This is a genomic window from Roseateles hydrophilus (assembly GCF_026712245.1).
Classification (GTDB): domain Bacteria; phylum Pseudomonadota; class Gammaproteobacteria; order Burkholderiales; family Burkholderiaceae_C; genus Pelomonas; species Pelomonas hydrophilus.
The window spans coordinates 146,846-159,632 of record NZ_JAPPUY010000004.1 but is presented as its reverse complement, the minus strand read 5'-3'; the positions used below and the strand labels follow the sequence as shown (position 1 = coordinate 159,632).

The following is a 12,787-nucleotide window of genomic DNA, read 5'->3' as shown; positions in this document are numbered from 1 at the left end:
GTGGAACTGCCGCGCTACCCCTACGCCCCGCTGCCCGAGCAGCAGGGCACCGCGTCGCCCCGGCGGCCTGTGGTCATCGTGGGTGCGGGCCCGGTGGGCCTGACGCTGGCTTTGGACCTCGCGCAGCGCGACGTGCCGGTGGTGGTGATCGACGACAACGACCGCATCGGCAGCGGCTCGCGCGCGGTGTGCTGGGCCAAGAAGACGCTGGACGTGTTCGACCGCCTGGGCCTGGGCGAGTCCATCGCCCAGGCCGGCGTGCGCTGGCAGCGCGGCCGGGTGTTCCATGGCGAGCGTGAGGCCTACCAGTTCGACCTGTTGCCCGAGCCCGGCCACAAGATGCCGGCCATGGTCAACCTGCAGCAAGACCAGGTGGAAGCCCGCCTGGTGCGCGCGGTGCAGCAGGACGCCCGCATCACCCTGTGCGGCCAGCACGAGTTGATCGACCTGCAGCAAGACGCCGCCGGCGTGACGCTGACCGTGCGCACGCCCGGCGGCATGTTCGACCTGCAGGCCGACTGGGTGGTGGCCTGCGACGGCGCGCGCAGCCCCACGCGCACGCTGCTGGGTGTGGGCTTTGCGGGCCAGGTGTTCGAGGACCGGTTCCTGATTGCCGACGTGCGCCTGGAGCCCGGCGCGCGTCCGCGTGGGCTGGACCCGGCCACGCCCGAGCGCTGGTTCTGGTTCGACCCGCCGTTCCACCCGGGCCAGTCCGTCCTGCTGCACGCGCAGGCCGGCGGCCTGTGGCGCATCGACTTCCAGCTCGGCCGCGACGCCGATGTGGAGGCCGAGCGGCAGCCCGAGCGCATCAAGGCGCGCGTGGCGGCGATGCTGGACGGCGCGCCGTTCGAGCTGGCGTGGTCGTCCATTTACCAGTTCGCTTGCCGGCGGGCCGAACGCTTTCGCGTGGGGCGGGTGCTGCTGGCGGGGGACGCGGCGCACCAGGTGTCGCCCTTTGGCGCGCGCGGCGCCAACAGCGGCGTGCAGGATGCCGACAACCTCGGCTGGAAGCTGGCCGCCGTGCTGCGCGGGGAGGGCACCGAGGCGCTGCTGGATGCCTACGAGTTCGAGCGCCTGGAGGCGGCGGACGACAACATCGGCCACTCCACCCGCGCCACCGATTTCATCAGCCCCAAGAGCGCGCTGAGCCGCCGCCTGCGCCGCGCCGCGCTGGACCTGGCCGCCCGCACCGAGTTCGCCAAGCCGCTGGTCAACAGCGGGCGGCTGTCGCTGCCCACCGAGCATCTGGAGTCGCCGCTGAGCACGCCGGATGATGCCCACTGGGCTGCCGGCCCCGCGCCCGGCTGGCCCGCGGTGGACGCGCCGCTGGACGACGGCAGCTGGTTGCTGCACGCCCTGGCCGGCGACTTTGCGCTGCTGGCCTTTGGCTGGCCGGTGCAGGTGCCGGGCCTGCGCGTCATCACCCTGCCGGGCGAGGGCCTGGCGGCGCGCCGCTACGGCGCCGCACCGGGCAGCGTGGTGCTGGTTCGGCCCGACGCCATCGTGGCTGCCCGCTGGCACCGGTTCGACGCCACGGCCGTGCAGAACGCGCACGCCCGCGCCCACGCCCACGCCCGCGCCCTCGGGAGGCCCCAATGAGCGACCTGAACCTGCACCCGAACTTCGGCGCCGAAGCCGATGCCTTCTACGCCGAACTCATCGCCGCCCAGGCCGGCCTGTCCGACGACGCCGCGGCCGACTGGATGGCGCGGCTCACGCTCATCCTGTGCAACCACATCGGCGACCGGCAGGTGCTGCGGCAGGCTTTCGCGCTCGCGCGCGAATCCGCTGACAGGCCCGCCCACGATCTCCCCGGCGTGCCACCGCACGCGCCCCGCTGACCTGTTTACCCCTCACCCGTTCCACTGTTCACCCGCAGGCCCACAAGGCCTCACCGAACCATGACTGACCTGACCTATCTGGCCGGCTTCGGCAACCAACACCAGAGCGAGGCCGTACCCGGTGCCTTGCCCGTGGGCCGCAACAGCCCGCAGCGCTGCGCCCACGGCCTGTACGCCGAGCTGCTGTCCGGCAGCGCCTTCACCGCGCCGCGCGCCGAGAACCAGCGCACGTGGCTCTACCGCCGCCAGCCTTCGGTGGTGGTGGGTGGCTACCAGGCGCTGGACCATGCCGGCTGGAAGAGCGGCGCTGCGCAAGGCGAGGCCGCGCCGCCGGACCCGCTGCGCTGGGGCCCCACGCCGCCGGAAGGCGAGGGCGACTTCATCGACGGCCTGCGCAGCTACGCCGTCAACGGCGAGCCCGGCGTGGGCGGCATGACGGCGCTGGCCTTCGTCGCCCACCGCCCCATGGGCCGCCGCGCGCTGGTGAATGCCGACGGCGAGATGCTCGTCGTGCCTCAGCAGGGCCGCTTGCTCATCACCACCGAGCTGGGCCGCCTGGAGGTGGCGCCGGGCTTCATCGCACTGTTGCCCCGCGGCCTGGCCTTCAAGGTGGACCCGCTGGACACGCCCGCCCGCGGCTACGTGTGCGAGAACCTGGGCGCGGCCTTTCGTCTGCCGGAGCTGGGCCCCATCGGCTCCAACGGCCTGGCCAACGCGCGTGACTTTGAAGCGCCGGTGGCCTGGCATGAACAGGCGCAGGGCGCCTACGAAATCGTGAAGCGCCACGGCGGCCAGCTGTGGCGGGCCACGCAGGCGCACAGCCCCTTCAACGTGGTGGCCTGGCACGGCACGCTCACGCCGTACCGGTACGACCTGTCGCGCTTCATGACGATCAACACCGTCAGCTTCGACCACCCGGACCCGAGCATCTTCACCGTGCTCACCAGCCCCAGCGACACGCCCGGCTGGGCCAATGTGGACTTCGTGATCTTCCCGCCGCGCTGGATGGTGGCCGAAGACACCTTCCGCCCGCCCTGGTATCACCGCAACGTGATGAGCGAGTTCATGGGCCTGGTGCTGGGCCAGTACGACGCCAAGCCCGAGGGCTTCAAACCCGGTGGCGCCAGCCTGCACAACAGCTACGTGCCGCACGGCCCCGACACCGAGGCCTTCGACAAGGCCAGCCACGCCGACCTGAAGCCCCACAAGCTGGACGCCACGCTGGCCTTCATGTTCGAGACGCGCTGGCCGCTCAAGCCCACCGCCTGGGCGCTGAACGACGCGCCGCTCGAAACCACCTACGCCCAGTGCTGGCAAGGACTGAAGGACGAATTCCAAAATGCTTGATTCCCGACTCGACCACACGCACGACGCCGCCGCCCTGTCCTGGGTGGCCTCGGCCAACGACCCCGCCACCGACTTCCCGCTGCAGAACCTGCCGTTCTGCAGCTTCCGCCGCGCCGGCTCCCTGGAGCCCTTCCGCGTGGGCGTGGGCATTGGCGACCAGATCCTGGACCTGACCGGTTGGGGCATCACCGACCTCAACGCCGTGATGGCCCGGCCGAGTGCCGAGCGCCGCGCGCTGCGCCACCGCCTGTTCGACACCCTCAAGGCCGGCGCACCCGAGGTGGAACTGGTGCCGCAGGCGCAGGCTGAGTTCGCGCTGCCCTGCCGCATCGGCGACTACACCGACTTCTACACCGGCATCCACCACGCCCGCGCCGTGGGCAAGCTGTTCCGGCCGGACAACCCGTTGCTGCCCAACTATCAGTGGGTGCCCATCGGCTACCACGGCCGCAGCAGCTCCATCGTCGTCAGCGGAACAAAGCTGCGCCGCCCCAAGGGCCAGGTCAAGCCGCCGGATGCCGAGGTGCCCGTGTTCAAGCCCAGCGCCCGCATCGACTGCGAGCTGGAGCTGGGCCTGTTCGTGGGCCCGGGCAACGCGCTGGGCGAGCCGTTCGGCATTGACGACGCCGACGAACACGCCTTCGGCCTCACGCTGCTGAACGACTGGAGCGCCCGCGACATCCAGCCCTGGGAGTACCAGCCGCTCGGCCCCTTCCTGGCCAAGAACTTCGGCACCACCATCTCGCCGTGGATCGTGACGATGGAAGCACTCGCGCCCTTCCGCATCCCGTTCACGCGCCCGGCCGAAGACCCGCAGCCGCTGCCCTACCTCGACTCCCCCGCGCACCGTGCGGATGCGGCGTTCGACATCGACCTGGAGGTGTGGCTCAAGACCCCGTCCATGACCGAGCCGGTGTGCCTGTCGCGCTCCAACCTGCGCCATGCCTACTGGTCGCTCGCGCAGGTGCTCACGCACCATGCCAGCAACGGCTGCAACCTGCAGCCGGGCGACCTGCTGGGCACGGGCACCATCAGCGGCCCCACGCAAGCCGAGTCCGGCTCGCTGCTGGAGCTGACGGTGGGCGGCAAGCAGCCCATCACGCTGCCCAACGGCGAGACGCGCACCTTCCTGCTGGATGGCGACCAACTCGGCCTGCGCGCCAGCGCCCAGAAAGAGGGCTTCCGGCGCATCGGCTTCGGGGCGTGTGATGGCGTGATCCTGCCGGCCTGAGTTCGCAAGCCGCCGGCAGCGGCGAAAGGCGGCTTCGTGAGCCACAAAACGGGGCGCGCCGTGGCGGCGCGTCTCCTTTCGGTGCGGCGCTGCGTGCGCTTGTGCGACGCCGGTGCGCGGCGCACCGTGACAGGGCCGTTAGGGGTGGCGCGCCGTGCGCCCAAATGGGGCCAGGGTGGGTGTGACGAAGTTCACGGGCTGGCACGGGGCTTGCGCTAGGGGAGGGTGGCTACTCGAACTTCACCCCAACCCCCTGGAGGATTCCCGATGCTTCGCCGTTCTGCCCTGGCTCTCGCCGCGTCTGCCGCTACCGCCTTTCTCTCCCCCGCCGCCTATGCGGCCGACACCATCAAGGTCGGCGTGCTGCACTCGCTGTCGGGCACCATGGCCATTTCTGAGACGGTGTTGAAGGACACCGTGCTGATGGCCATCGACGAGATCAACGCCAAGGGCGGCCTGCTCGGCAAGAAGCTGGAGCCGGTGGTCGTGGACCCGGCCTCCAACTGGCCGCTGTTCGCCGAGAAGGCCAAGCAGCTGATCTCGCAGGACAAGGTCGCCGTCGTGTTCGGCTGCTGGACCTCGGTGAGCCGCAAGTCGGTGCTGCCGGTGTTCGAGCAGACCAACTCGCTGCTGTTCTACCCCGTGCAGTACGAGGGCGAGGAGCTCAGCAAGAACGTGTTCTACACGGGTGCTGCGCCCAACCAGCAGGCCATCCCCGCCGTCGAATACCTGATGAGCAAGGACGGTGGCGGCGCCAAGCGATTCGTGCTGCTGGGCACCGACTACGTGTACCCGCGCACCACGAACAAGATCCTGCGCGCCTTCCTGAAGAGCAAGGGCGTGGCCGATGCCGACATCATGGAGGACTACACCCCCTTTGGCCACGCGGATTACCAATCCATCATCGCGAAGATCAAGAAGTTCGCGTCCGAGGGCAAGAAGACCGCCGTCGTGTCCACCATCAACGGCGACTCCAACGTGCCCTTCTACAAGGAACTGGGCAACCAGGGCCTGAAGGCGACCGATGTGCCGGTGGTGGCCTTCTCCGTCGGTGAGGAAGAACTGCGTGGCGTGGACACCAAGCCGCTGCAGGGCCACCTGGCCGCGTGGAACTACTTCATGTCCATCAAGTCGCCGGCCAACGACGCGTTCACGAAGAAGTGGGCCGCGTACGCCAAGGCCAAGAACATCGCCGGCCACAAGGACAAGCCGCTGACCAACGACCCGATGGAGGCCACCTACATCGGCATCAACATGTGGGCGCAGGCCGTCACCAAGGCCAAGAGCACCGACACCGACAAGGTCATCGCCGCCATGGCCGGCCAGACCTTCACGGCGCCGTCGGGCATCACGTCCAAGATGGACGAGAAGAACCACCACCTGCACAAGTCGGTCTTCATCGGCGAGGTGAAGGCGGACGGCCAGTTCAACGTGGTGTGGAAGACGCCCGGCCCGGTCAAGGCCCAGCCGTGGAGCCCGCACATCCCTGAGAACAAGGGCAAGAAGGACGAGCCGACGAAATAAGACCCCCCCGAGGCGCCAAGGCGCCTCCCCCCAGGGGGCGCCGCCAGCGGCCTGGCAAAGCCAGTTCCACGGCGGCTGCTTGAGGGGCGCGCGTGCGTCCGCACGGCGCTGGTTTTGTTCGCCTAGGGCGTCATGATCAAACGACTTCTTTTGGGATGCCTGCTGGCGTTGAGCGGGTGGTCGGCGTGGGCCTTGTCGCCCGAGCTGGCCAGCCGCATCGCGGCGGGGGAGAGTGACGACCGCGTCGCGGCGCTGCAGCAGGCGCTGGCCGCGGGCGACGCCTCGCTCGGGCCTTTCCTGCGTGCGCTGCAGGACGGCCGTGTGCGCGTCAAGGCGGGGCAGGCCGTGGTCATTGCCGAGGGCGCGGAGCCGCCGGCCGACGCCGAAGAGCCGCTGCTCAACAACCGCATGCGTCGCGAGATCGAGTCGGCGCTCGCGGGCCTGGACCTGTTGTCCCCTGACCGTGACACCCGCGCCAAGGCCCTGGCCACGCTGCGCGATGACGCCGATGCGTCCAAGCTGCCGCTGCTGGAAAAGGCGCTGTCCACCGAAGCCGACGCCAAGCTGCGCGAGCAACTGCATGCACTGGTGGCCGGCGCCAAGCTGTCGTCTGCCGACGCGGCCCAGCGCAAGGCCGCCGCGGCCGAGCTGTCCGGCAGTGCCGACCCCGCCACGCGGGCGCTGCTGCTGGAGAAGCTGGCCGCCGAAACCGACCTGGCCGCCAAGTCCGCCATGCAGAAGGCCGCGGCCGACATCGCCGACCGTCTCGCCTGGGGCGAGCGCGCGCAGCTGCTGTTCTCGGGCCTGAGCCTGGGCTCGGTGCTGCTGCTGGTGGCCCTGGGCCTGGCCATCACCTACGGCCTGATGGGCGTCATCAACATGGCGCACGGCGAGCTGCTGATGGTGGGCGCTTATGCGACCTACCTGGTGCAGCAGGGCTTCCGTGCCTGGGCGCCCGCGGCCTTCGACTACTACCTGTGGCTGGCGCTGCCCGCCAGCTTTCTCGTCGCGGCGCTGGTCGGCGCCGCGATGGAGCGCAGCGTCATCCGCTGGCTCTACGGCCGGCCGCTGGAAACGCTGCTGGCGACCTGGGGCATCTCGCTGGTGCTGATGCAGGCCGTGCGCACGCTGTTCGGGGCGCAGAACGTGGCGGTGGAGAACCCCGCGTGGCTGTCCGGCGGCTGGGCGCTGCTGCCCAACCTCACGCTCCCCTACAACCGTCTGGCCATCCTCGTGTTCGCCGCGCTGGTGCTCGTCGGCATGGGCGCCTTGCTTGCCAAGACGCGCCTGGGCCTGATGGTGCGCGGCGTCACGCAGAACCGCCGCATGGCCGCCTGCGTGGGTGTCAACACCGCCAAGGTCGACACGATGGCGTTTGCGCTGGGCTCCGGCATCGCCGGCCTGGCCGGTTGCGCGCTGAGCCAGATCGGCAACGTCGGCCCGGACCTGGGCCAGAGCTACATCGTCGACGCCTTCATGGTGGTGGTGCTGGGCGGCGTGGGCCAGCTGGCCGGCACCGTCTACGCGGGCCTGGGCCTGGGCGTGCTGTCCAAGCTGCTGGAAGGCTGGCAGGGCGCGGTGCTCGCCAAGATCGCGCTGCTGCTGCTGCTCGTGCTCGTCATCCAGAAAAAGCCGCAAGGCCTGTTTGCCCTCAAGGGCCGGAGCGTCGAATGAAAAAGACGCTGTTCATCGCCGTTGCAGCCCTCACGCTGCTGGTGCCCTTTCTGCACCTCGCCTTTCCGGCGGGCCACCCGCTGCACCTCAGCGAGTTCTACGTGGGCCTGCTGGGCAAGTTTCTTTGCTTTGCCATTTGTGCCCTGGCCTTGGACCTCATCTGGGGTTTCGGCGGCATCTTGTCGCTGGGCCATGGGCTCTTCTTTGCCCTCGGGGGCTATGGCATGGGCATGTATTTGATGCGCCAGATCGGGCGCGACGGGCAGTACCAGTCGGACCTGCCGGACTTCATGGTCTTCCTGAACTGGAAGGAGCTTCCCTGGCACTGGGCGTTGAGCGATTCGCTGGTCGGCCAGGTCTTCCTGGCGCTGGCGGTGCCGGGCCTGCTGGCCGCCGTGTTCGGCTACTTCGCCTTCCGCTCGCGCATCCAGGGCGTGTACTTCTCCATCATCACGCAGGCGCTCACCGTCGCAGCCATGCTGCTCTTCTTCCGCAATGAGACGGGCTTCGGCGGCAACAACGGCTTCACCGACTTCAAGCGCATCGCCGGCATCGCGATCAACACGCCGGGCATGAAAGTGGCGCTGTGCGTGGCCAGCGGCGTGGCGCTCATCGGCTGCTACCTGGTGGCGCGCTGGCTCACGAACAGCCGCTGGGGCCGCATCCTGCAGGCCATCCGCGATGCCGAAGGCCGCGTGCGCTTCCTGGGCTACGACCCGGTCGCGTTCAAGCTCAGCGCCTACGTGATCTCCGCGCTGATGTGCGCGCTGGCCGGCATCCTCTACGTGCCCCAGGTCGGCATCATCAACCCCAGCGAGATGAGCCCGGCGGCCAGCATCGAGATGGCCATCTGGGCGGCCGTCGGCGGCCGCGGCACGCTCATCGGGCCGGTGCTGGGCGCCTTCTTCGTCAACGGCACCAAGTCGGTGTTCACGGTCTGGTGGCCGGAGGGCTGGCTGTATGTGCTGGGCGCCTTGTTCATCGCCGTGACGCTGTTCCTGCCGACCGGCCTGGCGGGCCTGGCCAAGAGGTTCAAGCGATGACCCCCGAACTGCTCGAAGCCGGCGCCGAGACACGCTCGCGCGCCATCACCCGCATCGCCACTGCCGGCGAGCCCATCTTCAACCAGGGCGTGGCGCTGTACGTCGAAGACCTCAAGGTCGCGTTCGACGGCTTCCAGGCGCTGGGCGGCCTGAGCTTCACTATCGGCGTGGGCGAGCTGCGCTGCGTCATCGGCCCCAACGGCGCGGGTAAGACGACGACGATGGACTGCATCACCGGCAAGACCCGGCCCGACAGCGGGCGCGTCTTCTTCGGCAGCAACCTCGACCTGCGGCAGATGAACGAGCAGCAGATCGCCCGTGCGGGCATCGGCCGCAAGTTCCAGAAGCCCACGGTGTTTGAGGCGCTGACCGTCACCGAGAACCTGGAGCTCGCCCTGGCCGGCGACCGCCGCGCAAGGGTCGCGATGCGGGCCAGGCTCAGCGGCGCGCAGCGTGACCGGCTGGATGAGCTGCTGAAGACTGTGCATCTGATCGAGGATCGCGAACGCGTTGCCGGCCTGCTCAGCCACGGCCAGAAGCAGTGGCTGGAGATCGGCATGCTGCTGGCGCAGGACCCCAAGCTGCTGCTGCTGGACGAGCCCGTCGCCGGCATGACGGACGAGGAGACCGAGCGCACGGCCGAGCTCTTCTTGAGCCTGGAGGGCAAGCACTCGCTGGTGGTGGTGGAGCACGACATGAGCTTTGTCGCGACGCTGGCCGGTGCGCATCGCACGGTGACCGTGCTGCATGAAGGCAAGACGCTCGCAGAAGGCACGATGGCGACGGTGCAGTCCGACGAGAAAGTGATCGAGGTGTACCTTGGCAGATGACATCTTGAAAGTGCAGGATCTGCACAAGCACTACGGCGGCTCGCACATCCTGCGCGGCCTGAGCTTCGATCTGAAGCCGGGCGAGATCACGGTCGTCATGGGCCGCAACGGCGTCGGCAAGACGACGCTGCTGAAAAGCCTGATGGGCGTCGTGCCGGTCACGTCCGGCAGCATCACGCTGGCCGGCGAGGCCATCGACAAGCTCAAGACCCACCAGCGCGTGCGCGCCGGCCTGGGCTACGTGCCGCAGGGCCGCGAGATCTTTGGCCGGCTCACGGTGCTGGAGAACCTGCAGATGGGCCTGGCCAGCCAGCCCGCCGGCACGCCGCTGCGCGACGAGCTGTTCCAGCTTTTCCCCGTGCTCGCGCAGATGCGCCACCGCCGCGGCGGCGACCTCTCCGGCGGCCAGCAACAGCAGCTCGCGATCGCCCGTGCGCTCGCGCCGGGCCCGAAGGTGCTGCTGCTGGATGAGCCCACCGAAGGCATCCAGCCCAACGTTATCCAAGACATCGGCCGCGTCATCAAGCACCTGGCCCACGACAAGGGCCTGTGCGTGGTGCTCGTGGAGCAGTACTACGACTTTTGCGAGGCACTGGCCGACCAGTACCTGCTGATGCAGCGCGGCGAGATCGTCATGCGCGGGCGCGGGGCCGACATGAAAGCCGACAGCGTGCGGGAGCGGCTGGCGATCTGAGCACGTGCATCAAGCGGCCTGGGATTCCAGCCACAACACCGCAAACCACCGGTTCGGATCCGTCCATACCTGGCCCGGCTTGAAGCCGGCGCGCTGCGCCAGCGCCTGGAAGCCCGTCACGGTGTACTTGTGCGAATGCTCCGTGTGCAGCGTCTCGCCCTCGTGGAAGGTGTAGACCTCGCCGCCCAGTTGCAGCGCCAGCGGCCGCGTTGCGCACAGGTGCATCTCGATGCGCTGGTAGGCCGGGTTGTAGAAGGCCAGGTGTTCGAAGCCATCGGCCGGGAACTCGGTGCCCAACTCTTTGCGAGCGCGATCCAGCACGTTGAGATTGAACGCCGCGGTCACACCGGCCGCGTCGTTGTAGGCCGCGTGCAGCACGCCGTGGTCTTTGACGAGGTCGATGCCGATCAGCAGCCCGCCGCCGGCCAGTTCGGCCGCGGCCAGGCGCAGGAAGGCGTCGGCTTCGGCCGGCGTGAAGTTGCCGATGCTGGAGCCGGGAAAAAAGCCGACGCGGCGCGTGCCGCCGGGGCAGGGCGGCAGCGTGTGCGGCCGCGTGAAGTCGGCCACCAGCGGCTGGATGGCGAGGCCGGGGTAGTCGGTGGCCAGGCCGTCGCACGCCGCGAGCAGGTGCGGGCCTGAGATGTCCACCGGCACGAACTGCACGCCGTCGCGCGGCATCGCGTCCAGCAGCAGGCGCACCTTGCGCAGCGCGCCGGCACCGTACTCCACCAGCTGCACCTGCGGGCCGAACTGTGTGGCCATGTCTGCGGCATGCGCCTGCAGCAGCGCGAGCTCGGTGCGCGTCGGGTAGTACTCGGGCAGCTCGCAGATCTGCTCGAACAGCCGGGAACCCGCCTCGTCGTAGAAGTACTTGGGCGAGATGGCCTTGGGCGTGCGGCCGAGCGCCGCATGCAGGTCGGCTGCAAACGGGCTGTTCTCGGCCGGGGCGCCGGTGCTGTGCCCATCGAGTTCTGGTGTCATCGTGCGAGCCTCACGCCACTGAACTGCCAGCGCGCCGCTGGCGGGAAGAAGTTGCGGTAGCTCGGGCGCGCATGGCCGGGCGGTGTCGCGCCGCTGCCGCCGCGCAGCACCTGCTGGCCCACCATGAACTTGCCGTTGTATTCGCCGACGGCGCCGGCGGCGGGCTTGAAGCCGGGGTAGGGCGCGTAACTGGAGCGCGTCCATTGCCAGGCCTGATCGGCGGCCTGGGCAAAGCCGGGCAAGCCGCTGGCGGCTTCCCACTCGAACTCGGTGGGCAGCCGCGCGCCGGCCCATTCGGCGAAGGCGCAGGCCTCGTAAAAGCTGAGCTGCGTGACGGGCGCCTGGGCGTCCATCGCCTGCGCGCCGTGCAGCCCGAACACGCGGCCGTCCTCCAGCCAGTAGAGCGGCCGCTGCCAGCCCTGGGCCTGCACGGCAGCCCAGCCGTCGGACAGCCACAGCAGCGGCTCCTGGTAGCCGCCGGCCGCGATGAAGTCGGCGTACTCGCCGCAGGTGACGAGGCGGCTGCTGATCTCGAATGGCGCCAGCAAGGTGGGATGGCGCGGGCTCTCGTTGTCGAACGCGAAGCCGTGGCCGGCGTGGCCGATGTCAACGATGCCGCCGGGGTGCTGCAGCCAGGTCTGCTCGGGGGGACTGATCGACGCGGGTGCGGACGCGTCATACGCCGGCAGCAGCGGGTTGCACGAGAACGCGTGCAGGATGTCCGTCAACAGCAGCTCCTGGTGCTGCTGCTCGTGGTGACAGCCGAGTTCGATGAGGTGGCGGGCCGCGTCATCGGCCTGCGGCAGCAACATGGCCAGCGCCGCATCGACATGCTGGCGGTAGGCCTTGACCTCCGCCAGCGAGGGCCGGCTCAGCAGGCCGCGCTGCGGGCGCGCGTGGCGCGGGCCCAGGCTCTCGTAGTAGCTGTTGAACAGGCGCGGCCAACGCTCGTCGAAGACGCGGTAGCCCGGCAGGTGCGGCACCAGCACCAGCGTCTCGAAGAACCACGTCGTGTGCGCCAGGTGCCATTTGGCCGGGCTGGCATCGGGCATGGACTGCAGTTGCGCGTCTTCATCGGACAGCGGCGCCGCCAGGGCCAGCGAGTGGGCGCGGGTGCGGAGCAGCAACGAGGGCAGGGCGTCAAGCGTCATGCGCCGACGCTAGCGCAGCCTGCTGCCAGCGTGATGTCAGTGCGACGACGGCATCCCCAGGATGTCGGTGGTTTGCCGGCGGGCCAGCCCGCCCACGGCCCAGGCGGCGAGCAGGCCCAGCGCGATGCCGACCGCGTCGGCCAGCAGGTCAGCCCAGTCGCCTTGACGCTGCGGCGTGAAGCTCTGCGCGATCTCGATGAAGCCACCGTAGGCCAGCAGGGCCGGCGCCAGCCACAGCAGCCATTGGCGCGGCCGCGGCCACAGCGCCCAGACAGCGCTGAAGGCCAGCGCCGCGAAGGCGAGCGCATGGTTGGCCTTGTCCCAGCCGGTGTCGGCCGTCGGTGGCGGCTTGGGGGACAGGGCCAGCCAGGTGATGGTGGCCAGCAGGGCCAGCAGCAGGGCCCGCCACAGCGGGCGCCGCGCGGGCGCGAGGAACAGGGTCAGCAGACGGGACATGGCGGGCCGCATTGT

The 12,787-nt window shown here is 69.6% G+C and carries 12 protein-coding genes; 9 read left to right on the top strand and 3 right to left on the bottom strand.

The window, feature by feature from the left end; genetic code table 11:
* The 9 genes from NYO99_RS15735 to urtE all read left to right on the top strand — a co-directional run bounded on the left by NYO99_RS15735 (position 1) and on the right by urtE (position 10,184).
* Positions 1 to 1,599 (top strand): FAD-dependent oxidoreductase, encoded by a 1,599-nt coding sequence (locus NYO99_RS15735; protein WP_268168195.1) that lies wholly within the window; start codon positions 1 to 3, stop codon positions 1,597 to 1,599.
* On the top strand, positions 1,596 to 1,841 hold the full coding sequence (locus tag NYO99_RS15730; RefSeq protein ID WP_268168194.1) for a DUF2783 domain-containing protein: 246 nt from the start codon (positions 1,596 to 1,598) through the stop codon (positions 1,839 to 1,841). The genes NYO99_RS15735 and NYO99_RS15730 overlap by 4 nt, the downstream gene beginning before the upstream one ends.
* A gap of 60 nt (positions 1,842 to 1,901) precedes the next feature.
* Positions 1,902 to 3,188 (top strand): homogentisate 1,2-dioxygenase, encoded by a 1,287-nt coding sequence (gene hmgA / locus NYO99_RS15725; protein ID WP_268168193.1) that lies wholly within the window; start codon positions 1,902 to 1,904, stop codon positions 3,186 to 3,188.
* Positions 3,181 to 4,419, top strand: coding sequence for a fumarylacetoacetase (gene fahA / locus NYO99_RS15720; protein WP_268168192.1), 1,239 nt, complete (start codon positions 3,181 to 3,183; stop codon positions 4,417 to 4,419). The genes hmgA and fahA overlap by 8 nt, the downstream gene beginning before the upstream one ends.
* A 267-nt stretch (positions 4,420 to 4,686) precedes the next feature.
* Complete coding sequence (gene urtA, locus NYO99_RS15715) at positions 4,687 to 5,943, top strand: urea ABC transporter substrate-binding protein (protein WP_268168191.1); 1,257 nt, start codon at positions 4,687 to 4,689, stop codon at positions 5,941 to 5,943.
* A gap of 132 nt (positions 5,944 to 6,075) precedes the next feature.
* Positions 6,076 to 7,617: an urea ABC transporter permease subunit UrtB gene (gene urtB, locus NYO99_RS15710; protein WP_268168190.1), complete on the top strand. Its 1,542-nt coding sequence runs from the start codon at positions 6,076 to 6,078 to the stop codon at positions 7,615 to 7,617.
* Positions 7,614 to 8,660, top strand: coding sequence for an urea ABC transporter permease subunit UrtC (urtC, locus tag NYO99_RS15705; protein WP_268168189.1), 1,047 nt, complete (start codon positions 7,614 to 7,616; stop codon positions 8,658 to 8,660). Before urtB ends, urtC begins: the two co-directional genes overlap by 4 nt.
* On the top strand, positions 8,657 to 9,490 hold the full coding sequence (gene urtD, locus NYO99_RS15700; protein ID WP_268168188.1) for an urea ABC transporter ATP-binding protein UrtD: 834 nt from the start codon (positions 8,657 to 8,659) through the stop codon (positions 9,488 to 9,490). Before urtC ends, urtD begins: the two co-directional genes overlap by 4 nt.
* Position 9,491: 1 nt before the next feature.
* A complete protein-coding gene (gene urtE / locus NYO99_RS15695) occupies positions 9,492 to 10,184 on the top strand; it encodes an urea ABC transporter ATP-binding subunit UrtE (RefSeq protein ID WP_268168618.1) in 693 nt (230 codons plus the stop codon).
* A 9-nt stretch (positions 10,185 to 10,193) separates the two neighbouring features.
* On the opposite strand, the gene egtD is transcribed toward urtE, so the two are convergent.
* From egtD to NYO99_RS15680, 3 genes are read right to left on the bottom strand one after another with little or no spacing between them, the layout of a single operon-like run.
* Positions 10,194 to 11,165: an L-histidine N(alpha)-methyltransferase gene (gene egtD / locus NYO99_RS15690; RefSeq protein ID WP_268168187.1), complete on the bottom strand. Its 972-nt coding sequence runs from the start codon at positions 11,163 to 11,165 to the stop codon at positions 10,194 to 10,196.
* The gene (gene egtB / locus NYO99_RS15685; RefSeq protein ID WP_268168186.1) at positions 11,162 to 12,316 is read right to left on the bottom strand and encodes an ergothioneine biosynthesis protein EgtB; all 1,155 of its coding nucleotides are present in this window, start codon (positions 12,314 to 12,316) and stop codon (positions 11,162 to 11,164) included. Before egtB ends, egtD begins: the two co-directional genes overlap by 4 nt.
* Positions 12,317 to 12,352: 36 nt before the next feature.
* Positions 12,353 to 12,772 carry a VanZ family protein gene (locus NYO99_RS15680; protein ID WP_268168185.1) on the bottom strand — a complete coding sequence of 140 codons (420 nt, stop codon included), beginning with the start codon at positions 12,770 to 12,772 and terminating at the stop codon, positions 12,353 to 12,355.
* Positions 12,773 to 12,787: the final 15 nt, after the last annotated feature.